Consider the following 20,738-nt stretch of genomic DNA (forward strand, 5'->3'; position numbering starts at 1 on the left):
GGTTCAGGGCGCGCTTGCCGTATCGAGCTGATCCATGTCCGCGCCGGTCAGTTGCAGTGAAACAGCCTTGATCAGGCTGTTCACCTGCTCGACCGAAGTTGCACTGGCAATCGGCGCCGTGATGCCGGTACGAGCCAAGATCCACGCGAGCGCAATCTCGGTCTGAGTGGCGGCATGGCGATTGGCGACACTGTCCAGAGCTGCCAGTATGCGCGTGCCGCGTTTGTTCAGATAGGAGCGGATACTGCCGCCACGCGCGCTTTTGCCAAGGTCGGCTTCGCTGCGGTATTTGCCGCTCAAGAACCCTTTGGCCAACCCGTAATAGCTGATGACGCCGATCTGGTTGGCCATGCAAAGGTCGCGCAAGGGACCGTCAAAATCGCTGCGATCATAGAGATTGTAGGCAGGTTGCAGCACTTCATAGCGCGGCAGACCATGATGACTAGCAGCATCCAGAGCCGCTTTCAGCTGGCCGGCGTCCAGATTACAGGCACCGGCAAAACGTATCTTGCCTTTCTCGATCAGGCGCTGGTAAGCGCCCAGCGTTTCGGTATAGGGCACGGTCGGATCGGCCCAATGCGAAAGATAGAGGTCGATCGCATCGGTCTGCAGCCGCTTCAACGAAGCCTCGACAGCGCGCTCGATGTAGACTGGGGAAAGATCGGTGCGGCCTTGTCCCATATCGGAGCCGACCTTGGTGACGAGGACAATCCGGTCGCGGTTGCCGCGCTTTTTCATCCATTTGCCGATGATGGTTTCCGACTCGCCGCCACTGTTGCCCGGCACCCAGCGGGAATAGGAATCGGCCGTGTCGATGGCGTTCAATCCGGCGTCGAAGAAACGGTCCAGCAGGTCGAAGGACGTATTTTCGTCGGCGGTCCAGCCGAACACATTGCCGCCAAACACCAGTGGAGCGATTTCAAGGTCGGTGCGACCAAGGCGGCGCTTTTGCAACGTCAAGTCTCCCTGTACCAGCGCTGCACGAAGCAGCATGCCCGGCGCAGCCTAAGGATTGGATCGGCCGGGTCAAACCCCGTTGCGGAAATCGCCGCAAGTCGCCTTCACAAATGCGCGACCTGTTTTGCCACACCTTCGAGCCAGTGGTCGCGAATGCCCAGCTTGTGAAGGTGCTCGACGGTGCTGGCCAGATATTCCTCGTTGCGCCCGGATTGGCCGACAGCGCCTTGCACCACGGTTGCAGCTTCGGTTTCGCTCAGTGCACCGGCATATTGCTCGTGGGCGCGGTCGGCGACGTAGGCAACCGCTTCTACCGTTTCACCAGTCTCGAGACGCGCCGTCAGTGTCTTTTCCAGATAGACGCTTGTTACCTGCTCACGCTCGCGCAAATAGCCGATGACCTCCTCGCGTGCCGCTCCATCGACCTTGAACGCCACGCCGACGCAGGAGCCGCCCCGGTCCAGTCCAAGCACCAGCCCTGGCCGCTCGCGTGTCCCGCGATGGACGAAGGAATAGACGCAAAGCGAGCGCCGGTAGCCGAACAGCCGGGCGCGGCGTGTTTCCAGATGCGGGAAACCGGGTCGCCAGATCAGAGACCCGTAGCCAAAAACCCAAAAATCGCCCATATCGCCAAGCCAAGTTGAAAGGCGCGCGGCGGTGGCCGTGAGCCGGTCAGAAAAGCGACGGGAATCCGGCGCACCCACGGGTTAGCGAGAGCCGCAGCATGACGTCAAGTGAGCAAGTGGTATCAAAGCGGCGGCGCGGTCTGCTGCCGTGGCTTCTCATTCTGCTGGTGCTGCTGTTTGGCCTCTATAGCGCCGGATGGTTCTATCTGGCCGACAAGATCAGGACCGAGTTTGGCCAGACGATTTCCGAACTGGGTGCGAGAGGCGTCGAGGCCGATTGCGCGAATTTTCGCGTCAGCGGCTATCCACTGCGGCTCGCTATCGATTGCGACGGCATGGCTTACGAGGACGATGCCCGCAACGTTGCCGCCTCCGCCGGAGCGTTGGCAGCCGTAACCAGCCTCGCCCGACCGCTGGTGGCTGATGCCGCACTTCGCGGACCGTTGCGCACCGTAGCGCCCGGCATGCCGCCGCTGTGGCTGGACTGGGATAATCTCAACGCCAGCGCAAAGCTGTTCTGGCCGCTGCCACGCAAGGTTTCGCTGGTGGCGGATGGCTTTTCCGGGCAGACGGACCCGGCCGACGATAGCGATCCGGTACAATTGTTCAGCGCGACCAGGGCGCAGGTCGATCTGGAACCCAACGGCCCGGATATCGCTTATGCGGGCCAGTTCGAGGATCTAGAGATCCCCCCCGAGGCGATCAATGGACGCACGGTTCCGCCACTTGACGGGATCGGTGCGGTCACACTGAAGAACGGTGTCGCCCTTATCCGCTCCCGTCCGAAGAGCTTGCGCGGGCAAGCCGTGGAGATCGCCAATCTCGAGCTTTCATCGGGTGAAGCTCATGTTTCGGTCTCCGGCCCGGCTGCGGTCGATGCCGATGGCCTGGTCGATGCCGATCTGGTCATCAAGCTGCGCAACCCGCAAGCCGTGGCTGCAATCCTCGCCACAGCCATTCCCGAGCAGGCAGGCAAGATCAATCAGGGCTTTGCCGCGCTGACCATGCTCGGCAGCGAACCGTCGCTGCCGCTCAAGGTGGTCAAGGGCAAGGCCGTGCTGGGCTTCATTCCACTCGGCAACATCAAGCCGATCGACTAGGCCCCTGGCTCCGGAAAATCAGGCTTTCGCCGGATGCTCGACAGCTTGACGGCCGAAGTCGGGGGCATCGATGTCCTGTCCCGCTTCGATGATCGACCTTCGAACGGCGCGGGTGCGGGTGAAAAGGTCGAAAAGCTTGTCACCGTCGCCCCAGCGGATCGCCCTTTGCAGGGAGGCGAGATCCTCCGAGAAGCGTGCGAGCATTTCCAGGATTGCATCCTTGTTGTGCAGGCAGACATCGCGCCACATGGTTGGATCGGAGGCGGCAAGACGTGTGAAATCGCGGAAGCCGGAAGCCGAATATTTGATCACTTCCGACTTGGTGACGGTTTCCAGATCATCCGCCGTGCCGACGATATTGTAGGCGATGATATGCGGCAGGTGCGAGACGATGGCCAGCGTCATGTCATGGTGGTTCGGGTCCATCGTATCGATGTTGGCGCCGCAGCGGCGCCAGAAATCCGACAGTTTCTCAAGCGCCGCCGGATCGGTGTCGGGCAGGGGCGTGAAGATGCACCAACGGTTCTGGAACAGGTCGGCAAAGCCCGCGTCCGGGCCGGACTTTTCCGTACCCGCAAGCGGATGGCCGGGAATGAAATGCACGCCTTCGGGAATATGCGGCTGCATCTGGGCGATAACGGATGCCTTGGTGGAGCCCACGTCGGTGACGATCGCTCCTTTCTTCAGTGCCGGCGTGATTTCTTTCGCCACTTGTTCCGAGGCGCCGACGGGCACCGAGATGATCACCAGATCGGCGTTGCCTACAGCTTCGGTGGCTTTGGTGGTGTAGCTGTCGCCGAGACCGAGCTGCTCGGCGCGGTTGAGCGTTATGGCGCTGCGGGTGGAGATGGCGATGTGGCTGGCAAGTCCTTCGCGGCGGATGACGCGCGCCAATGACGAGCCGATCAGGCCGATGCCGATCAGCGCGATCTTTTCAAACATGGGTTTGGGCATAATTCTATCTTTTCAGGAATTCGGTGAGTGCGGCGACTACGCCGCGATTGGCCTCTTCGGTTCCGACCGTCATCCGCAGCGCGTTGGGAAAACCGTAGCCGGCAACGCGCCGCAGAATATAGCCGCGGGCCGTCAGATAGGCGTCTGCTTCCGCTGCCGAGCGAGAAGCCTCGTTCGGGAAATGGATCAGGATGAAATTGCCGACGCTGGGTGTCACGCGCAGGCCAAGCCTGGTGAACTGCTCGGTAAGCCACGGCAGCCAGGTTTCGTTATGGGCAATGGCGCGCTCGACATGGGCACGGTCGCGCACTGCCGCCGAGCCGGCGGCAATCGCGGTTGCCGTGACGTTGAAAGGGTCGCGCACACGCTCGACGGCGTCGACGATGTGAGCCGGGGCATACATCCAGCCGATGCGGGCGCCGCCAAGGCCGTAGACCTTGGAGAAGGTGCGGGTCATGACCACGTTTTCGGCCCCGGCGACCAGTTCGACGCCGGCTTCATAGTCGTTGCGGCGCACGAATTCGGCATAGGCGGCGTCGAGGATCAGCAAGACATTCTTGGGCAAGGCCGCATGGAGACGACGCACTTCGTCGAACGGCACATAAGTGCCGGTCGGATTGTTGGGGTTGGCAAGGAAAACCATTTTCGTGCGCGGCGTCACGGCGGTGAGGATCGCATCGACATCGACGCGCTCGTCCTTTTCCTTGGCAATGACAAAGGAAGCGCCGGCCGCCAGAATGCAGATCTTGTAGGCGAGGAAGCCGTGCTCGGTGTAGATCGCCTCATCTCCGGGTTGGAGATAGATGCGTGACAACAACGTCAACGCCTCGTCCGAGCCATTGAAGCAGACGATGTTTGCGGCATTCAACCCATGCACTTCGGCGATTGCCTCGCGCAGTTTCAGCGACGAGCCGTCGGGATAAAATTCCAGCCTGCCGGCCACGTCGCGGGCCGCCTCGACCGCCTTGGGAGAGGGGCCGAGGGGATTTTCGTTCGACGACAGCTTGTGCAGCTTCACGCCGGCGGGGGCCGCGCTCTTGCCCGGCACGTAGGCCTCAATGTCCCTGATCCCGGAGCGGGGTTGCGGACGCGCTTGATCCTGTGCCGTGGTCATCGTGCCAATTCCATAGGAGAACGAAGGTGTGAAAGGACGGAGCCGAAATACAAGCCGCGACCGGCAATGTCGAGGGCCAAGCGCTGGCCGGTCGCACGAGCCGTTGACGAGGTGCATGGCCAGGACTAGATAGAAGGCTGTTCCGTGGTGATTTGGCCGGTCGGCTTGCAGCCACGTTAAAGAAGTCGCTAAACAGGCCGAGGATGACAAATCCATTCAGACCTGCTGCGGTTTCGTCGCCGTTTCTGTTTGGAGTTTGTCCAATGCCGATCAAGATACCCGATCAGCTTCCCGCCCGCGAGATACTCGTTCGCGAAGGCGTCTCCGTGATGGACGAGCGCACGGCAATGCGGCAGGACATCCGTCCGTTGCAGATCGGCTTGCTCAATCTCATGCCCAACAAGATCCGCACCGAGACGCAGTTCGCACGCCTGATGGGGGCGACGCCGCTTCAGGTGGAACTGACGCTGGTGCGCATCGGCAACCACAAGGCCCGGAATACGTCCGAAGAGCATCTCATCTCGTTCTACCAGACGTGGGAGCAGGTCCGGCACCGCAAGTTCGACGGCTTCATCATCACGGGTGCACCGATCGAACTGTTGCCGTTCGAGGAGGTCACCTACTGGAAGGAACTGGAGCGCATTCTGGACTGGACGGTGACGAATGTTCACTCCTCATTCTTCATCTGCTGGGGCGCGATGGCTGCCGCCTGGCACTTCCATCGCATCCCGAAGTATACCCTTGGGAACAAAGCCTTCGGCGTCTTCCGGCATCGCAACAACGCGCCTGCGTCGCCCTACCTGGCCGGGTTCTCGGACGACTTCGCCATTCCGGTTTCCCGATGGACGGAGGTTCGCAAGGCCGACATTCCGGACGGCTCCGGCCTCGATGTCTTGATGGAGTCGGAGGTGACCGGACCTTGCCTTTTGGCCGGCGATGTCGGCAACCGGCTCTATATGTTCAATCACATCGAATACGATTCCACATCGCTCAAGGAAGAGTACGATCGCGACGTTGCAACCGGCGTCGAGATCGAGGTGCCGCACGGTTACTATCCGGACGACGATCCGGCGCGCCCGCCACTCAACCGCTGGCGCTCGCATGCGCATTTGCTGTTCGGCAACTGGATCAACCGGGTCTATCAGACGACGTCATACGACCTTGAAAATGTCGGCGAGGATTCGAAGGTCTAGAAATCCCGAGCGGTTTCACCACGCTTTCGCCGGTGTCGGTCATGGCTGACGCGGATCGCCATCCGCTTCAAAACGCATGCCGAGCCCCGTCACTCCCTGGGGAGATAGCGCAGGCACGAAAACGCGGCGCGAGGTGCGTTGGGCGATTGGTACACCCTGGTAGAGCCGCTTTTGCGCTTCCACGACTATGACGCCTGAAAAGATTGGCCATAGTTTGCGCCCGGCACTTTCCATGATGTTGTGAAGGCGCATCATGAACCGCCGGCGCGACGGCGGAAAGAACAGAGCGTCCGACCATGCCGCCGGGGTGAAGTTGGTTTCCCTGAGCAACTCGGCAAGCTGGGAACGCGAATAGGGCCTGCCGGTGCCGAAAGGCGTGTGTTCGAACCGTGCCCAAACGCCGCGCCGATTGGGAACAACGATTACAACCCGTCCCGCCGGGGAAAGCACGCGCCAGATCTCGTTCAGCGTCTCGCGAGGATTTTCCGCGTGTTCAAGCGAGTGGACCATGAGCATGCGATCGATGGAGGCATCGACAAGCGGCAGTTCCTCGTCGAACACCAACGCAGTGGCGGTAGGGCCGTTCGGAGGCCACACGACCGCGCCCTGCGTGGCTGGCATGAAAGCGAACACCCGCTCGGCATCGGTTCCGAACCGTTCAAGCCAAGGCAACGCATAACCGAGGCCGACCAGCCGCTCGTTCGGTACATTTGCCCAGATCGACGAAAGCGCCATCGTGATCGAGCGCTCGGCAAGACGACCAAGCGGCGAGGCATAGAAGGAACGCAGGTCGACAATGTCGGTATGCATGGAAAACCGTATCATGATCCCAGGTCGGATCGGGACGGTAGCGGCGATGCAGTGCGAGTTCAACCAAGCCCACCCAATCGAGGGGGTGACATAACCGGACGCGCACCCTATGTCTGCGGCGACATCGACAGGAGAAATCAGTATGGCCATCGAGATCGAACAGTTCATGTGCCGCGAGGACAATTTTGGTGTCCTGTTGCGCGACCGGGATAGTGGCGAGGTGGCACTCATCGATGCGCCTGAGGAAGCACCCATCCTTGCCGCGATAGAGCGCACCGGCTGGAAGCCGGGCACCCTGTTCATCACCCATCATCATGTCGACCATGTTGAAGCCAACCTTGCCTTGAAGGAGCGCTTCAAGCTGCGCATCGTTGGCCCTGAGGCGGAAAAGGCAAAGATCCCGGGGATCGACGAGACGGTCGAGGGCGGCTCGGTTATTTCGTTCGGCGGCGAGAAGATTGAGGTCATCTTCACGCCGGGCCACACGGCGGGCCACATCACCTATCACATGCCCAAGGCGAAGCAGCTGTTTGCCGCCGATACGCTGTTTGCACTCGGCTGCGGCAGGCTGCTCGAATGCCCGCCGCCGGTGATGTTCGAATCGCTCAAGAAGCTTGCCGTTCTTCCGGCCGAAACGGCCGTTTACTGCGGTCATGAATATACGCTTTCCAATGCCCGCTTTGCGCTCACCATCGATCCGGGCAACACCGCCCTGCAGGCACGGGCCAAGAAAATCGAGGCGCTGAGAGCGGAAGGGAAAGCCACGCTACCGACTACAATCGGTGAGGAGCTGGCGACAAATCCATTCCTGCGCTGGGCCGATCCGGCAATCCGCAAGAACCTCGGCATGGAAAATGCAGCGGATGTCGAGGTGTTCGCGGAAATCCGCAAGCGCAAGGACAATTTCTGAGCCGGGCAAGGCTGCGATGAGCTCCGCCGAAATCATTGCTGCGCTCGGCATGAGGCCGCATCCGGAAGGCGGCTGGTATGTCGAGACGTTTCGCGACGCGCCGAACGGTGGGCGGGGCCATTCGACCGCGATCTATTTCCTCCTCGAGCGTGGCCAGGCTTCGGCCTGGCATCGGGTAAAGGACGCTGCCGAGGTCTGGCATTTTTATGCCGGGGCGGCGCTTTTGGTATCGATGTGCGCCGACGGAGGAAAGGTCAGCGAGCATCGACTCGGCACGGACATTCTTTCCGGCGAGCGGCCGCAATTGCTGGTACCGGCGGGTTGGTGGCAGACGGCGCGCAGCACAGGCGATTGGACGCTGGTCGGATGTACAGTCGCGCCGGGATTCGATTTTGCCCAGTTCGAAATGGCTGAACCGGGCTGGAAACCGTGACCGACTAGAGCACCGCGCCCAGCGCTATTGCGAGATGGCCCGCATAGCGCAGCACCCATGTGGCGTACGGCCACAGCGCCTGTTGCGGGGAAGCCTCTGGAGCAGGCAGCCTCGCCGCAAGGCCAGCGGCACCAGACCCCGTCAACAGCAGGGCGCCGGCTATGATAGTCGGTGTGGTCATCAAGGCTGACAACGCCATGACCAGCAATGCGAGTGCATAGGCCCAGACGGGCAAACGCAGACGGCGGCCAATGCGCCCCCATGAGCGGATCAGGGCGACGCTGGTCAAGACGATCATTGCGGCAGCGAGCGCCGGTCGCCAAGGCTCCGACACGATGAAGCCGAACGCGCCATAGGTGAGAAAAAGCAGGCCGAAGGCGAGGAAGCCGCCAACGGCTGCCACGAAGCCCGCAACGGACATTTTGGCGTTGGGTTGCGAGGAAAATGCATCCGAAGCCGCGCTCAGCCCCAGTGCCCCGGCCAGCAACAGCGGCGCGTCCTGCTCGAAAGCGAGGACGGCGAGCAGGCCGATGGCCGATGTCTTGACGACTGAACGGCGCAGCGACGGCTGCATGGGAAGGCTGAAGATGTAGCCCATGGCCGCCAACGCGGAGAAGACCAGCGTGGCGTTGGCGAATGTTTCGATGCCGCCGGGAAACGGCATCATGCTTTTGCGCTCGCTGTGCCGGTTCGCTTTGGAAACAGCAATGATTTTGCCGCGAGCACCGCGCCGCCGGTGATGAGCAGGCAGGCAGCGAGGATGCGCAGGCTGGGCTCGGCAAAGCCAGCGACAATCAGCACCAGCGTCGACAATAGCGGCGCGGCATAGCTGGCCGCGCCCAGCACCTGGATATTGCCGCGCTTGACGCCGATGTCCCAGGCATAGAAGGCAGCGCCTACCGGCATCAGGCCGAGGCCGAGCACCGCCAGCCATTGGGCTGCATTTGCCGGAAGGACGGTATCTTCAAGCGCGAAGTGGCAGGCAAGCGACAGGATCGCGGTTGCCGCGCAAAACCATGTAACGATTGTGGTCGGCACCGAGGGAAAGCGCCGCGACAAAAGCGAGTAGGACGACCACAGTACCGCGCAGACGGCGGCCATGGCGTAGCCGAAGGCATAGCGCGCATCGAAGGCGAGGCCGGCGCCCTTGGTGACGATCAGGAACGTGCCGGCAAGCCCGAGCAAGGCGCCGACGATATGGTTCCAGGCCAGTCGTTCGCCCGGCATCAGGGCGGAACCCAGCACGATAAGCAGCGGCCACATATAGGCGATGAGGCTTGCCTCCACCGCCGGGGCGTTGCGCAGCGCGGTAAAGTAGAAGAAGTGATAGCCGAACAGGCCGGCAATGCCGATGACCCAGACCTGCGGGGGTATTTTCTCAACTGTTGCCGGCTTCGGCATCATCAGGCGGGCAAAAAGGCCGACGCAGGTGCCAATGGAAAAGGTGATTGCCGAGAGCAGGAACGGCGGCACCTGACCGGATGCGTCGGTCAAAAGCGCCAGCAGCGCCCACATGGCGACCGCCGAAAAGCCTATCAGTGTCGCCCGCCCCATGATTTTGTCCCGACGGCGCGCCTGTCGCGCCTAGTTGGTTGTTTCGAAGCGGCGTGCGCGCACGGTGATGGTGCCGATCTCCGTGCCGACGGTCGCGTGGATCGGGGCATATACTCCGGTTTGGCCAAGCGGCGCAAACGTCACCATGATGCGGCTGCGGTTCTTCAGATAGTCCAGAGCGCGCTTACCCTGCCGGTAGCCGGAGACAGGCTCGAAGCCCATGCGGCAGGTGACGGTCGGTCCCTCGTAGCCTTCGACCGAAATCCTGTCCTTCTTGACGAAGCTCAGCTTCAGGTCGGCGCGCAACTCGCCGTCGTACATCTTCACCGTGCGGCCGCAGACTTCATCGAGGCTCGGCGCGCGCACGACCGTTGCCGTGATCGGGTCGAGGGCGCTTCTGAGATCGGCCGCGTTGAGCGCTACCCAGTCCTTGCCGCGCTTTTTCGGCGCCGGCACGACTTTGGTGGAGGCGACAGTGCCGTTGGCGAAGCGGATGTCGACCAGCGAAGCCTTCTTGCCGGAGGTGTAGTCGGCGCGAAAGGCGCGGGGCTGGAGACCTTCGGCAGCAAGCCTGCCCGAGGCTACGATGGTGCCCTTGGTATCGTCGAATATCTGGGCCAGACCCGCGCTGGCGACGGAGCCGTCAATGCGGTACGCCGCGCCGTCATAGCGGCTTTGGAAGGCCGCGCGGGCAATCGGCAGGCCGAGGAAGGAGACGGTGTATTCGCCGCGGAACGATTGCGGGGCGGCGTAGCCGGGACCGGACCAGGTGGTGGTCAGGCCGGCCAGGCAAAGAGCTGCGGAGCAAAGGGCTATGGGGCGAAACATTCTTGCGAATTCACCTTGATGCTGATCATGCCGGACGGGTCCGGCATCCGATGTCCCTTGGCCCTTGCATATAGGCCGGATTCCGGCCTTTGTGTGAAGCTGCCGCTTTGCGCCGGGGCAAGCTTGCGCTTGACGCCTCGCCCAAATGACACTATGGAACGCCAACTTTTCCATGAGGCCGCTTGCTGGAAACCGCGCGCCATGCGGCGCGGGCAGCAAGATTTGGCCAGACCGAGAACCTGAAGGTGCATTATGTCCCGCGCTTGCGAACTTACCGGCAAAGCCGTCCTGACTGGCAATAACGTCAGCCACGCCAACAACAAGACCCGCCGCCGCTTCCTGCCCAATCTGGTCAATGTCACGCTGATCTCGGAAGCGCTGAACCAGAATGTGCGCCTGCGCATCTCCGCCAACGCACTGCGTTCGGTCGAGCATCGCGGTGGTCTCGACGCATTCCTTGCCAAGGCCGACACGGCCGAGCTTTCGCAGCGTGCGCGCCTGTTGAAGAAGCAGATCGCCAAGAAGCTCGCCGAACAGCCGGCAGCCTGAAGCAGACTTCCAAGGCGGGGGACGACCGCCTTCCACGGAACGTCGTCTTCTCGGTCGATGTTCCACTGGTTCCATAACCCAGGATAAAAAAATGAGTTTCCTTACTCGTTACCTGCCCTTCGTGGCTGCCATGGCGGTTGTCGTGGTCGCCTCCAACATACTCGTGCAATTTCCGCTGCAAGGCGAGGTGGCCGGCCTGGCGCTCGCCGACGTGCTGACCTGGGGCGCGTTCACCTATCCGTTCTCTTTCCTGATCACCGACCTTGCCAATCGGCGCTACGGGCCATCCGTTGCGCGGCGCATCGTCTTCGTCGGCTTCATGACGGCGGTGGTATGTTCCATCCTCATCCCGCCGTTGCTGTTCAGGCTCGGCCTGATCGAGTTCGACACGGCGGCGGCGCGGCTCGTGCGCATTGCCTGCGCGTCGGGCGCAGCATTTCTTTCGGCGCAACTGCTCGACGTCACGGTGTTCAACCGGCTGCGCCGGCAAAGCTGGTGGCGTGCGCCGATCTTCGGCACGCTGGCCGGTTCCGTCGTCGATACGGCGGTGTTTTTCTCGGTCGCCTTTGCCGCCGCTTTCGCCCTTCTCGGCCCTGATGACGGCTTCGCGCTGGAGACGGCGCCGCTGATGGGTGTCTTTTCGGTCGAGGCGGCGCGCTGGGTGTCGTGGGCGCTCGGCGACCTCACGGTCAAGCTCGCCATCGCCGTCTTCGCGCTGATCCCCTACCGGCTGATCGCCGCGCGCTGGAGTCAGCCGGCGGTCGCGTGATCTTGCCGGATTGCCAGGGGCTACATGTTGTTCAAGTGCAGGATGTTGCCATCCGGGTCCTTGAACCACACCATTTTCATGTCGCCGCTGACGTGGATGTCGCCCTTGAGGTCGCCGATCCCGTCATAGTGCTCGAAGCCGACGCCCCTGGCCTTGAGGGTTGCAGTGATTGCGTCGATGTCGTTGCCGACATCCCAGACAACGGCATTGGCCTGGTTGGTGCCGGCGTAGTCTGAGCGATAGACGATGAGGGAAGTTGCGCCGGTGCGAAAGACCAGAACGTCTCCCATGCTGTCGTCTTCGAGTTCGAGGCCCAGAGTATCGGCGTAGAAGGCGCGCGCCCTGCCGATATCGCTGACGGCGATGATGGCGGATGAAGACTTGTCCTTGAGCATGACATTTCCTTTCCGTTGGCTTTTGTCCTGAACGCGGCTGCGCGGTCGTGGTTGCCTGCTTGCAGCCTTGCGCATTCAAAGGACGTTCGGATGCAGGTCGATCCGACAAGGCGGGGCCAGACGGCTATCGGAGTTCGTGCTTTATGGTTGCCACGCCCGGCTAAAGCCGTCTGGCCATTGTCAAAGAACGGACCTCGGTTGAGAGGTCGGGAGGACGGGCGGCCGTTCGGTCGCTCGTTTAGATAGTTAGTGCGGCCTTGCGGCCGCCCGTCCGGTGGTCTTGCCTCACCGGGGGCAGCAATGACGCTGAAAGCCCCGATCAAGGCCCGGACTTGGGGGCTCATCACCCAGCCGCACACCGTCATGCGACCAATCCGGCACCGACGCCCTTCCCTGATACCCGGTGCGCACCAGGTCTCCCGCAAGGGCGATGGCATGAGTATGGCGGAGGCGGAGACGGTGGGGATAAGGGAGGGTGAAGTTTTTGCGGGAAGTGAGTGGGATCAAGGGGTTGGGCGGGAGCTTGGCTCGCGTTTACTCCACATCCGCCAGTTTGGCGCTGCCCCTCACCCTTACCCTCTCCTCCTAAGCAGGGGAGAGGGGCGCGTCAGCGTTTGCGCTCAAACACCCCTCATCCGACCTCGCTTTGCTCGGCCACTGCCCAGCCTTTCGTTATGGCTTAGGGCGTTCGTCGTTCGAAAAGCCCATTTAGGGGCTTTTCGTGCGCTCCGCGCACCACTTCTCACCCCACAAGGGGCGAAGGCAGGTAGGCGCAACCACTCCTGCTAATCTCTAACGACAGTGATTGGCGGATAAGTCGATGCAGGCGTCCCCTTCGTCCCTTGTGGGAGAAGGTGGCCGAGCGCAGCGAGGTCGGATGAGGGGTGTTTCGTTAAAGTCGGTGTCTAAGCCGCGAATTACCCGTTGCGGCGGGCCATGAAGGCGAGGCGCTCGAACAGGTGCACGTCCTGCTCGTTCTTCAACAATGCGCCGTGCAAGCGCGGCAGGGCGCTCTTGGCATCACCGCGCAGATCGGCGGGGTCAATGTCGTCGGCGACCAGCAGCCTGATCCAGTCCAGCGCCTCCGATGTCGATGGCTTCTTCTTCAGGCCGGGCACGTCCCGGATTTCGTAGAACTGGGTGAGTGCTGCCCGCACCAGCGCCTGCTTGATGCCCGGATAATGGACCTCGACGATCCTGTGCAGCGTGTCGGCGTCGGGGAAGCGGATATAATGGAAGAAGCAGCGGCGCAGGAAGGCGTCCGGCAGTTCCTTTTCGTTGTTTGAGGTGATGATGACGATGGGGCGCACGGCGGCGCGGACGGTTTCGCCGGTCTCGTAGACGAAGAATTCCATCTTATCGAGTTCCTGCAACAGGTCGTTGGGGAACTCGATGTCGGCCTTGTCGATCTCGTCGATGAGCAGGACGACTTTCCTGTCGGCGGCGAAGGCATCCCACAATTTGCCGCGCTTGATGTAGTTCCTGATGTCGTTGAAGCGTTCGTCGCCGAGCTGGCTGTCGCGCAGGCGCGAGACGGCATCGTACTCGTAAAGGCCCTGCTGGGCGCGGGTGGTGGACTTGACGTGCCATTCCAGAAGGTCGAGGCCGAGGGCGGCTGCGACCTGCCTGGCCAACTCGGTCTTGCCCGTGCCGGGCTCACCCTTGACCAGCAACGGCCTTTCGAGCGCGATGGCGGCATTGACCGCCACCATCAGATCCTTGTCGGCGACATAGGCCGCAGTGCCTTCGAAACGCATTTTCTTGTCCCTGATTTCGCGGCGAACCGTAGAAAGATGGCTTCGGACACGCAAGCAAAACCGTTGCGGCACAAAGCGCATTGCACGAGCGCCCGGCGACGACGGTTCCTGTTTGCCGGCGCTGGCGTTGGCGCGTGCTTCAACCTATATTGATGGGGACGGTCTGCGCCTCGCGACAGGAGAGACATTTCCCCGGGGCCTTATTGATCCCTAGGGAGCTGTCCCTGACCGGGCCCGTGGGCTCGGACATATGGCGCCCACCTACTTTGTAGGTTCCCGGGATCAACTTCTCCATCGGTTGCGTGGATCGTCGCTTTTCAATCGGGCGGCCCGGATATCGCCGTCAGGCGGCCATTTCTTTCCCAGCAATAATGATGATTTCCCCTCGGGCAGGGCGCGGCTTTTGACCTCGCCCGATCCCCTTGACCTCAGCGCCAAGTTGCGATTTTTCTCCGCTGCAGGGGAGGGGAGCGGCATGACATCACTGAAAGAGCAGAAGCAAAGCGTGCGGCAGGAAGCGCTCGGGCGGCGCGATGCGCTGGACCCGATGTGGCGCATCGAGATTTCGCTGCGCATTGCCGAAGTGGGCGAACCTGCGATCAATTTCGCGCCGAACACGGTGATAGCGGGGTTCCTGCCGATCCGCTCGGAGATCGACCTTCGGCCGCTGATGTTCGCGCTGGGTGAAAAAGGCGCGCGGCTTTGCCTGCCGGTGGTGCTGGACAAGGAGACGATCGTCTTTCGCGAACTGGTGCGCGGCACGCCGATGGTTTCGACCGGCTTCGGCACCAGTGGGCCGGGACCGGATGCGAAGGTGCTGGACCCCGATATCATCCTGCTGCCGCTGGCTGCCTTCGATCCGCGCGGGCACAGGCTGGGCTACGGCGCCGGCCACTACGACCGGGCGATTGCACGCCTGCATGCGCGCGGGCTGAAGCCCCGGCTGATCGGCACCGCCTTCAATTGCCAGCAGGTGAAGCGCGTGCCGGACGAACCGCACGACGTGATCCTGCCCGAAATCCTGACCGAGAGCGGGCTGCGGCGCTTTTGAACTTGATTCAGGTGAGGGCGGCCTGCGAAAGGCGGCTATCTGCGCTCGCCGAGGCTCATATACGACTATGTACATTCCGCTCCGGTTCTCGAATGCTAAAGCGTGGCGCGATCTTCCAGATTCGCTTCACACGCTTTAGCTCCTTGATTTTGTGCATGTCTTTATCCCGAAACCGGTACCCCCTTTCGGGAGACATGCACCGGCCTTCTCGGTTCGCCCTGACCTGAATCTCAGGCGGTACCGCATGGGTGTTGGTTCCTGGAGTTCGATCCACGAAAGTCGAATGGCTTTGACGGCGCGAACGTGCGGTGATTTACAGACCGGGCGGCGTGGCATGGCATAGCATGCCGCCGGAGATTTCAGCGATGCGTGACCTTCCCAAGAATGTCATGCGGCATTTTGGGGATTGGGTCTGCGTGAGACTGCTTTTTCTTGGTGACATGGTGGGCAAGACCGGGCGCACGGCGGTGCAGGAGCAATTGCCCGGACTGATTTCGGAACTCAAGCTGGATTTCGTCATCGTCAACGGCGAGAACGCGGCGGGCGGCTTCGGCATCACGGAGGACATCTTCCAGGCCACGATCGCCGCCGGCGCCGATGTCGTGACCACCGGCAATCACGTCTGGGACAACCGCGACGCGCTGAACTTCGCGCCGCGCGAGGACAGGTTCCTGAGGCCGGCCAATTTCCCGAAGGGGACGCCCGGCAGGGGCTCGGGCGTCTACCTTGCCAAGAACGGGGCGCGGGTGATGGTGGCCAACATCATGGGCCGGGTGTTCATGCATCCCGAACTCGACGATCCGTTCCAGGCGGGCGAGCGCGAACTTGCCGCCTGCCCACTCGGCGAACAGGCCGATGCGGTGGTGATCGACTTCCATGCCGAGGCGACCAGCGAGAAGATGTGCTTTGCGCATTTCGTCGACGGGCGGGCGAGCTTCGTCGTCGGCACCCATACCCACCAGCCGACCGCCGACCACCATATCCTCAACGGCGGCACGGCCTATATTTCGGATGCCGGCATGTGCGGCGACTATGATTCCTCGCTCGGCATGGACAAGGAGGAACCGCTCAACCGCTTCCTGTCCAAGGTGCCGAAGGGCCGCTTCGAGGCGGCGAGCGGACCGGCGACGCTGTGTGGCGTCGGCGTCGAGATTTCCGACCGCACCGGCCTTGCCGAGAAGATCGCGCCGTTCCGGCGCGGGCCGCGGCTGGAGGAGACGGTGCCGGCGTTTTGGCGATAGATTCAGGTGAGGGCGGCCTGCGAACGGCAGCCTTCCGCGCTCCGCTCCGGTTCTCGAACGCTACCGTTCTCAGCTCGCCCTGACCTGAATCCAGGCAAGCGCTAGCGGCCTGCGAACGGCTCGCTACAAATCCTGTTCGGTGCCCTTGATCGGCGGGCGCTCGGCGTCCGGGTCGGGCGGCAGCATCGTGCGCTCCTTCAGCCAGGGATGAATCCTGACCGCCTCGATCAGGGCGGCGTTGGCGGCCTCGGTGCGGCCACGGCGCGAAAGCACATGGAACAGGCCGGACAGCGCGCCGAAATGCTTCGGCTCCAGTTCCAGCGCGCGCAGGATGTCCTGCTCCGCGCCCTCGTCGTTTTCGCGCAGGAAGCGGATGAACGCGCGCTGGTTCCATGCCTCGGCGTAGTCCGGGGCCTGCTCGACGGCGCGGTCGAGCAAGGCTTCGGCAGAAGTGAAGTCATAGGCCTCGCGCCGGTCCATCGCCTGGTCGACAAGGCTGCGGACCCCGGGGTTCGGTGCAAGGTCGAGCCAGAAACGCCAGATCTCGTCTTCCAGCGCGCGCCCCTGCGCCTCGGTCGCGGCGGCGGCGAGATGCTGGAACAGCCTGTCGCGCAGCTTGGCCTTTGCGCCCGGCAAGGGCTGTGAAGTCTCGGCGCTTTTGGTGGGCGGGGTGGTGGCGGCATGGGTGCGGGGTAGCGGCGGCAGGCTTGCCGCAAGCAGGACAGCGAGGACGATCGCCCGTTTCATGTGGCCATCATAGCTTTTGCGGTGCGGTCGGAAATGCGCCATTGGTCGTGGATCTGATGCCGCTGGAGAAAAAATTCGGCCCGACATTGACGATCGGACAAGCCGTACCTACCTCTGCACGACATTTTCAGACGGAGAGATTGCGAGCGCATGCTGGAGTTCCTTGCCCCCCATTTTGCGTTCATCCATGATCCTACCGCCTGGGTTGCCCTTTTAACGCTCGTCGTACTCGAAGTCGTCCTGGGCATCGACAACCTGATTTTCATCTCGATCCTGACCAACAAGCTGCCGCCCGAGCACAGGGTAATGGCAAGGCGGCTCGGCATCGGCGCGGCGCTGATCATGCGGCTTTTGCTGCTGGCGACGATCTCCTTCATCGTGAAGCTGACGGCGCCCATCTTCACGGCCTTCGGCCACGGTTTCTCGTGGCGCGACCTGATCCTGATCGCCGGTGGCCTGTTTCTGGTGTGGAAGGCGACGCGGGAAATCCACCACACGGTCGATCCGTTGGACCACAAGGACGAGATCGTCTCCAAGACCATCCAGGTGTCGCTGGTCGGCGCGATATTCCAGATATTGCTGCTCGACCTGGTGTTCTCAATCGATTCCATCATCACCGCGGTCGGCATGACCGACGAGATCGCCATCATGTACATCGCCGTCATCGTGGCGGTGACGGTGATGCTTGTGGCCGTCAATCCGCTGTCGGCCTTCATCGAGAAGAACCCGACCATCGTCATGCTGGCGCTCGGCTTCCTGTTGATGATCGGCATGACGCTGATCGCCGACGGCTTCGGCTTCCACGTGCCGAAGGGCTACATCTACGCGGCGATGGGTTTCTCGGCGCTGGTCGAGGGGCTGAACATGCTGGCGCGCCGCCGAAAGACCAAGGGCAGCGAACACTAAAGCGTGTCGCGATCTTCCAGGTTCGCTTAGCACGCTTCAGCTCCATGATTCATGCATGTCTCCCGAAACCGGTTCCCACTTTCGGGAGACATGCATCAGGGTTCGCTGCCGACCGCCTACACGCCTTGCAGGACGATGATGGTCGGCCGCTGCGGCAGGCTGCGCAATGAAATCGTCAGCGTGCGGCTGTCCCTGAAATCGACGGCGAAGCCCGGGCCCATCCTGCCAGTGAATTCGGCGATGCCGGTGGCGTGGCGGTGCATGGGCAGGATCACCGAAGAATAGAGCCTGTTAGCGATCTCGCTCATGGCGTCGAGCGACAGCGTCATGCCGCCGTCGATCGGCACCATGACGACGTCGAGGCGGCCGATGGCGGCGTAGTGGGCGGTTTCCAGCCGGTGATGCAGGTGGCCGAGATGGCCGATGCACAGGCCGGCGACCTCGAAGATGAAGATCGAATTGCCGTCGCGTTCCATGCCGCCGTCAAAGCCGCGTATATCGGTCGGCACGTTGCGGATATAGATGTCGCCGACGGTGAGCGCGTGCCGGGCCGGTCCGCCGCCAGGGTTCCAGCCGCGCAGGACATTGGCGATGCCGGTATCCGGCAGGTCGGTGAAATGGGTGCGGTGCGCCTTGTTCATGGTGACGACATCGGGCAGCGGATTTGAGCCGTAGACACCGCTGTAGTCGGTGGCGACGCGCACGCCAGCAGGCGTTTCGATGACGTAGGTCGAGTGGCCGGCATAGGTGATCGACACCTCGCCCGCGGCTTCTGCCTCAGCTGGCGTGAAGTTCGCATAGACGACGCCCGGCACCGCGTTGGCCATGGCCAGACATCGCGACGGCGGCGGGGTTTCCTGCGCCCATGCCGGCAGCGGCATGGCGGCGAGGGACAGGAAGAAGGCGGCGAGCAGGCGCAGGAACGGCATATCGGCCTCCAGGCATCCGGGCAGGCCGACTATGAATGACGCCGCCCGGACGCCCGAGTCACGTTTTCGCGAGCGACGGGGTGCGTGCGGCTGGACGAATTGAGCCGATTTCTCTATAAGCCCGCCATTCCGAGCATCGGCCCCCGTCAGCGAAAACCGGCTTTTCGGGCATCCGATGCCAACTCAACAGTCAGATCCGTTTTCTGGCGTCCGGTGGGCGCGGCGCGATCTGATCGCCGCGAACAGACGACAGGGGTCACATGGCCGGCCATTCACAGTTCAAGAACATCATGCACCGCAAGGGTCGCCAGGATGCGGTCCGCTCGAAAATGTTTTCCAAGCTGGCGCGCGAAATCACCGTCGCTGCCAAGCTCGGCGCGCCCGACCCGGCCATGAACCCGCGCCTCAGGCTGGCGGTGCAGGCGGCCAAGGCGGAGTCGATGCCCAAGGACAACATCCAGCGCGCCATCAACAAGGCGTCCGGCGGCGACACCGAGAACTACGAGGAAGTGCGCTATGAGGGCTACGGCCCCGGCGGCGTGGCGCTGATCGTCGAAGTCCTGACCGACAATCGCAACCGTTCCGCTTCGAATGTGCGCGCGGCCTTCACCAAGGCCGGCGGAGCGCTCGGCGAAACCGGCTCGGTTTCGTTCATGTGGGATCGCGCCGGCGAGATCTACTATCCGGCCTCGGCAGGAGATGCCGACAAGGTGATGGAAGCGGCCATCGAAGCCGGCGCCGACGACGTCGAAACCGACGAGGAAGGCCACACCATCTACTGTGCCTTCGAGAGCCTGAACGATGTTTCAAAGGCCCTGGAAGCCTCGCTCGGCGAGGCGGAATCGGCCAAGGTGATCTGGAAGCCGCAGAACAACGTGCCGGTGGACGAGGAACGCGCGCAATCGCTGATGAAGCTGGTGGCGACGCTCGAAGACGACGACGACGTACAGAACGTCTACGCCAATTTCGAAGTCGATGAAGCCACATTGGCCAAGCTCAGCGCCGCGTAAATATCCGGGTGATATCCGGGTGATGGTGGTCTGCAAGCGGCAGCTTTCTGCGCTTCCGGTGCTCACGTACTTTAATGTACGCTCCGCTCCGGTTCTCGAAAGCCACCACTTTCGACTCACCCTGACCCGGATCTCGCACCATCTTGGCGCAGACAGTGCAGTGACCATCCTCTGAACTTTGGTGATGTGCATGACCGAGCGCCCAATCATCCGCATCAACTACTGCACCCAGTGCCAGTGGCTGCTGCGCGCCGGCTGGATGGCGCAGGAACTGCTCTCGACCTTCGGCACCGAACTTGGCGAAGTGGTGCTGGTGCCCGGCACCGGCGGCGTGTTCTCCATCACCTGCAATGACGAGCTGATCTGGGAACGCAAACGCGACGGCGGCTTTCCCGAAGCCGCCAAGCTCAAGCAACTGGTACGCGACGTGATCGATCCGGGCCGCGACCTCGGCCATGCGGACCGCAAGACGAAGGGGTAGTTAGCTCCGCAGCTTTGCCCCTCACCCTTACCCTCTTCCCGTGAACGGGCGAGGGGGCGTCGGCGTCGCGGCCTTTAGTCTGCTGACAATGAGACAGCTTCGTTGTTGCGGACAATCGACCGGCCCTCTGGACAGCAGGCAATAAAAAACCCGCCTCGAAGGCGGGTTTCTTGTTTCTATTCGATCCCGATCAGAGACCGAAGCCCTCGAAGCGCTTCTTGAACTTGGACAGACGGCCACCGCGATCCAGCAGCGTCTGCTGGCCGCCGGTCCAGGCCGGGTGCGTGGTCGGGTCGATGTCGAGATTCATCGTGTCGCCTTCCTTGCCCCAGGTCGAGCGCGTGGTGTACTCGGTGCCGTCGGTCATGACGATCTTCACGGTGTGGTAGTCGGGATGGATATCGGCCTTCATCGCATTTTTCCT

Annotated in this window: 24 protein-coding genes, 1 other RNA gene and 1 riboswitch; of the genes, 12 read left to right on the forward strand and 13 right to left on the reverse strand. The window is 62.3% G+C overall.

Annotated features, from left to right (window positions below; genetic code table 11):
* Positions 1–3: 3 nt before the first annotated feature.
* Both ASD50_RS07520 and ASD50_RS07525 read right to left on the reverse strand, forming a co-directional pair.
* Positions 4–954 carry an aldo/keto reductase gene (locus ASD50_RS07520; protein ID WP_056238800.1) on the reverse strand — a complete coding sequence of 317 codons (951 nt, stop codon included), beginning with the start codon at positions 952–954 and terminating at the stop codon, positions 4–6.
* Between the two features lie 107 nt (positions 955–1,061).
* Positions 1,062–1,583 carry a gamma-glutamylcyclotransferase gene (locus tag ASD50_RS07525; RefSeq protein ID WP_056238276.1) on the reverse strand — a complete coding sequence of 174 codons (522 nt, stop codon included), beginning with the start codon at positions 1,581–1,583 and terminating at the stop codon, positions 1,062–1,064.
* Positions 1,584–1,681: 98 nt separating this feature from the next.
* Here ASD50_RS07525 and ASD50_RS07530 point away from each other — a divergent pair, with 98 nt between their 5' ends.
* Entirely contained in the window at positions 1,682–2,683 is a 1,002-nt protein-coding gene (locus ASD50_RS07530) for a DUF2125 domain-containing protein (RefSeq protein WP_056238279.1), read from the forward strand.
* An 18-nt stretch (positions 2,684–2,701) separates the two neighbouring features.
* Here ASD50_RS07530 and ASD50_RS07535 read toward each other — a convergent pair whose 3' ends face one another.
* Positions 2,702–3,637 (reverse strand): prephenate/arogenate dehydrogenase family protein, encoded by a 936-nt coding sequence (locus tag ASD50_RS07535; RefSeq protein WP_200952387.1) that lies wholly within the window; start codon positions 3,635–3,637, stop codon positions 2,702–2,704.
* 4 nt (positions 3,638–3,641) lie between these two features.
* Complete coding sequence (gene hisC, locus ASD50_RS07540; RefSeq protein WP_056238285.1) at positions 3,642–4,751, reverse strand: histidinol-phosphate transaminase; 1,110 nt, start codon at positions 4,749–4,751, stop codon at positions 3,642–3,644.
* A gap of 134 nt (positions 4,752–4,885) precedes the next feature.
* A riboswitch (SAM riboswitch) is annotated at positions 4,886–4,964 on the forward strand.
* A 50-nt stretch (positions 4,965–5,014) separates the two neighbouring features.
* On the opposite strand from hisC, the gene metA reads away from it, so the two are divergent.
* Entirely contained in the window at positions 5,015–5,944 is a 930-nt protein-coding gene (metA, locus tag ASD50_RS07545) for a homoserine O-acetyltransferase MetA (protein WP_056238288.1), read from the forward strand.
* Positions 5,945–5,983: 39 nt separating this feature from the next.
* On the opposite strand, the gene ASD50_RS07550 is transcribed toward metA, so the two are convergent.
* Entirely contained in the window at positions 5,984–6,754 is a 771-nt protein-coding gene (locus ASD50_RS07550) for a class I SAM-dependent methyltransferase (RefSeq protein ID WP_056238292.1), read from the reverse strand.
* A 142-nt stretch (positions 6,755–6,896) separates the two neighbouring features.
* Here ASD50_RS07550 and gloB point away from each other — a divergent pair, with 142 nt between their 5' ends.
* Positions 6,897–7,664 carry a hydroxyacylglutathione hydrolase gene (gene gloB, locus ASD50_RS07555; RefSeq protein ID WP_056238295.1) on the forward strand — a complete coding sequence of 256 codons (768 nt, stop codon included), beginning with the start codon at positions 6,897–6,899 and terminating at the stop codon, positions 7,662–7,664.
* 16 nt (positions 7,665–7,680) lie between these two features.
* Entirely contained in the window at positions 7,681–8,097 is a 417-nt protein-coding gene (locus ASD50_RS07560; RefSeq protein WP_056238299.1) for a cupin domain-containing protein, read from the forward strand.
* A gap of 4 nt (positions 8,098–8,101) precedes the next feature.
* Here ASD50_RS07560 and ASD50_RS07565 read toward each other — a convergent pair whose 3' ends face one another.
* The 3 genes from ASD50_RS07565 to ASD50_RS07575 are packed head-to-tail and all read right to left on the reverse strand — an operon-like array spanning position 8,102 to position 10,479.
* A complete protein-coding gene (locus ASD50_RS07565) occupies positions 8,102–8,764 on the reverse strand; it encodes a lysoplasmalogenase family protein (protein ID WP_056238301.1) in 663 nt (220 codons plus the stop codon).
* Positions 8,761–9,651 (reverse strand): DMT family transporter, encoded by an 891-nt coding sequence (locus ASD50_RS07570; RefSeq protein ID WP_056238305.1) that lies wholly within the window; start codon positions 9,649–9,651, stop codon positions 8,761–8,763. Before ASD50_RS07570 ends, ASD50_RS07565 begins: the two co-directional genes overlap by 4 nt.
* 30 nt (positions 9,652–9,681) lie before the next feature.
* Positions 9,682–10,479, reverse strand: coding sequence for a DUF3108 domain-containing protein (locus ASD50_RS07575; RefSeq protein WP_056238309.1), 798 nt, complete (start codon positions 10,477–10,479; stop codon positions 9,682–9,684).
* Between the two features lie 252 nt (positions 10,480–10,731).
* On the opposite strand from ASD50_RS07575, the gene rpmB reads away from it, so the two are divergent.
* Positions 10,732–11,028, forward strand: a complete 297-nt coding sequence (gene rpmB, locus ASD50_RS07585) for a 50S ribosomal protein L28 (protein ID WP_056238316.1) — start codon at positions 10,732–10,734, stop codon at positions 11,026–11,028.
* Positions 11,029–11,119: 91 nt separating this feature from the next.
* A complete protein-coding gene (locus tag ASD50_RS07590) occupies positions 11,120–11,797 on the forward strand; it encodes a queuosine precursor transporter (protein WP_056238319.1) in 678 nt (225 codons plus the stop codon).
* 20 nt (positions 11,798–11,817) lie between these two features.
* Here the strand turns inward: ASD50_RS07590 and ASD50_RS07595 are convergent, their stop codons facing one another.
* Complete coding sequence (locus ASD50_RS07595; RefSeq protein ID WP_056238802.1) at positions 11,818–12,192, reverse strand: VOC family protein; 375 nt, start codon at positions 12,190–12,192, stop codon at positions 11,818–11,820.
* A 917-nt stretch (positions 12,193–13,109) separates the two neighbouring features.
* Entirely contained in the window at positions 13,110–13,949 is an 840-nt protein-coding gene (locus ASD50_RS07600) for an AAA family ATPase (RefSeq protein ID WP_056238321.1), read from the reverse strand.
* Positions 13,950–14,106: 157 nt separating this feature from the next.
* Between ASD50_RS07600 and ssrS the strand changes: the two genes are divergently transcribed.
* The 3 genes from ssrS to ASD50_RS07610 all read left to right on the forward strand — a co-directional run bounded on the left by ssrS (position 14,107) and on the right by ASD50_RS07610 (position 16,241).
* Positions 14,107–14,262, forward strand: a non-coding RNA gene (gene ssrS, locus ASD50_RS22355) — 6S RNA.
* A gap of 162 nt (positions 14,263–14,424) precedes the next feature.
* Entirely contained in the window at positions 14,425–15,000 is a 576-nt protein-coding gene (locus ASD50_RS07605; RefSeq protein ID WP_056238326.1) for a 5-formyltetrahydrofolate cyclo-ligase, read from the forward strand.
* A gap of 416 nt (positions 15,001–15,416) precedes the next feature.
* On the forward strand, positions 15,417–16,241 hold the full coding sequence (locus tag ASD50_RS07610) for a TIGR00282 family metallophosphoesterase (RefSeq protein WP_056238804.1): 825 nt from the start codon (positions 15,417–15,419) through the stop codon (positions 16,239–16,241).
* A 123-nt stretch (positions 16,242–16,364) separates the two neighbouring features.
* On the opposite strand, the gene ASD50_RS07615 is transcribed toward ASD50_RS07610, so the two are convergent.
* Complete coding sequence (locus tag ASD50_RS07615; protein ID WP_156464970.1) at positions 16,365–16,988, reverse strand: tetratricopeptide repeat protein; 624 nt, start codon at positions 16,986–16,988, stop codon at positions 16,365–16,367.
* 150 nt (positions 16,989–17,138) lie between these two features.
* Here ASD50_RS07615 and ASD50_RS07620 point away from each other — a divergent pair, with 150 nt between their 5' ends.
* Positions 17,139–17,894: a TerC family protein gene (locus ASD50_RS07620; protein WP_056238334.1), complete on the forward strand. Its 756-nt coding sequence runs from the start codon at positions 17,139–17,141 to the stop codon at positions 17,892–17,894.
* Between the two features lie 116 nt (positions 17,895–18,010).
* Here the strand turns inward: ASD50_RS07620 and ASD50_RS07625 are convergent, their stop codons facing one another.
* A complete protein-coding gene (locus ASD50_RS07625; protein WP_056238339.1) occupies positions 18,011–18,823 on the reverse strand; it encodes an MBL fold metallo-hydrolase in 813 nt (270 codons plus the stop codon).
* Between the two features lie 260 nt (positions 18,824–19,083).
* Between ASD50_RS07625 and ASD50_RS07630 the strand changes: the two genes are divergently transcribed.
* Together ASD50_RS07630 and ASD50_RS07635 are read left to right on the forward strand one after the other, a co-directional pair.
* Positions 19,084–19,833 carry a YebC/PmpR family DNA-binding transcriptional regulator gene (locus ASD50_RS07630; RefSeq protein ID WP_056238342.1) on the forward strand — a complete coding sequence of 250 codons (750 nt, stop codon included), beginning with the start codon at positions 19,084–19,086 and terminating at the stop codon, positions 19,831–19,833.
* A gap of 190 nt (positions 19,834–20,023) precedes the next feature.
* Positions 20,024–20,314, forward strand: coding sequence for a SelT/SelW/SelH family protein (locus ASD50_RS07635; protein ID WP_082549540.1), 291 nt, complete (start codon positions 20,024–20,026; stop codon positions 20,312–20,314).
* Between the two features lie 190 nt (positions 20,315–20,504).
* Here ASD50_RS07635 and rpmE read toward each other — a convergent pair whose 3' ends face one another.
* Positions 20,505–20,726 (reverse strand): 50S ribosomal protein L31, encoded by a 222-nt coding sequence (rpmE, locus tag ASD50_RS07640; RefSeq protein ID WP_056238352.1) that lies wholly within the window; start codon positions 20,724–20,726, stop codon positions 20,505–20,507.
* Positions 20,727–20,738 lie beyond the last annotated feature (12 nt).

This window comes from Mesorhizobium sp. Root552 (assembly GCF_001427285.1).
GTDB lineage: Bacteria > Pseudomonadota > Alphaproteobacteria > Rhizobiales > Rhizobiaceae > Mesorhizobium.

What these genes read in the sequence shown, in the direction of transcription:
- gloB (WP_056238295.1), top strand. Translation starts at nt 6,897, where the DNA reads ATGGCCATCGAGATCGAACAGTTCATGTGCCGCGAGGACAATTTTGGT.
- rpmB (WP_056238316.1), top strand. Translation starts at nt 10,732, where the DNA reads ATGTCCCGCGCTTGCGAACTTACCGGCAAAGCCGTCCTGACTGGCAAT.
- ASD50_RS07630 (WP_056238342.1), top strand. Translation starts at nt 19,084, where the DNA reads ATGGCCGGCCATTCACAGTTCAAGAACATCATGCACCGCAAGGGTCGC.
- metA (WP_056238288.1), top strand. Translation starts at nt 5,015, where the DNA reads ATGCCGATCAAGATACCCGATCAGCTTCCCGCCCGCGAGATACTCGTT.
- ASD50_RS07590 (WP_056238319.1), top strand. Translation starts at nt 11,120, where the DNA reads ATGAGTTTCCTTACTCGTTACCTGCCCTTCGTGGCTGCCATGGCGGTT.
- ASD50_RS07525 (WP_056238276.1), bottom strand. Translation starts at nt 1,583, where the DNA reads ATGGGCGATTTTTGGGTTTTTGGCTACGGGTCTCTGATCTGGCGACCC.
- ASD50_RS07560 (WP_056238299.1), top strand. Translation starts at nt 7,681, where the DNA reads ATGAGCTCCGCCGAAATCATTGCTGCGCTCGGCATGAGGCCGCATCCG.
- ASD50_RS07605 (WP_056238326.1), top strand. Translation starts at nt 14,425, where the DNA reads ATGACATCACTGAAAGAGCAGAAGCAAAGCGTGCGGCAGGAAGCGCTC.
- ASD50_RS07635 (WP_082549540.1), top strand. Translation starts at nt 20,024, where the DNA reads ATGACCGAGCGCCCAATCATCCGCATCAACTACTGCACCCAGTGCCAG.
- ASD50_RS07530 (WP_056238279.1), top strand. Translation starts at nt 1,682, where the DNA reads ATGACGTCAAGTGAGCAAGTGGTATCAAAGCGGCGGCGCGGTCTGCTG.
- ASD50_RS07535 (WP_200952387.1), bottom strand. Translation starts at nt 3,637, where the DNA reads ATGCCCAAACCCATGTTTGAAAAGATCGCGCTGATCGGCATCGGCCTG.
- ASD50_RS07565 (WP_056238301.1), bottom strand. Translation starts at nt 8,764, where the DNA reads ATGATGCCGTTTCCCGGCGGCATCGAAACATTCGCCAACGCCACGCTG.
- ASD50_RS07600 (WP_056238321.1), bottom strand. Translation starts at nt 13,949, where the DNA reads ATGCGTTTCGAAGGCACTGCGGCCTATGTCGCCGACAAGGATCTGATG.
- ASD50_RS07615 (WP_156464970.1), bottom strand. Translation starts at nt 16,988, where the DNA reads ATGAAACGGGCGATCGTCCTCGCTGTCCTGCTTGCGGCAAGCCTGCCG.
- ASD50_RS07595 (WP_056238802.1), bottom strand. Translation starts at nt 12,192, where the DNA reads ATGCTCAAGGACAAGTCTTCATCCGCCATCATCGCCGTCAGCGATATC.
- ASD50_RS07620 (WP_056238334.1), top strand. Translation starts at nt 17,139, where the DNA reads ATGCTGGAGTTCCTTGCCCCCCATTTTGCGTTCATCCATGATCCTACC.
- ASD50_RS07625 (WP_056238339.1), bottom strand. Translation starts at nt 18,823, where the DNA reads ATGCCGTTCCTGCGCCTGCTCGCCGCCTTCTTCCTGTCCCTCGCCGCC.
- ASD50_RS07550 (WP_056238292.1), bottom strand. Translation starts at nt 6,754, where the DNA reads ATGCATACCGACATTGTCGACCTGCGTTCCTTCTATGCCTCGCCGCTT.
- rpmE (WP_056238352.1), bottom strand. Translation starts at nt 20,726, where the DNA reads ATGAAGGCCGATATCCATCCCGACTACCACACCGTGAAGATCGTCATG.
- hisC (WP_056238285.1), bottom strand. Translation starts at nt 4,751, where the DNA reads ATGACCACGGCACAGGATCAAGCGCGTCCGCAACCCCGCTCCGGGATC.
- ASD50_RS07570 (WP_056238305.1), bottom strand. Translation starts at nt 9,651, where the DNA reads ATGGGGCGGGCGACACTGATAGGCTTTTCGGCGGTCGCCATGTGGGCG.
- ASD50_RS07575 (WP_056238309.1), bottom strand. Translation starts at nt 10,479, where the DNA reads ATGTTTCGCCCCATAGCCCTTTGCTCCGCAGCTCTTTGCCTGGCCGGC.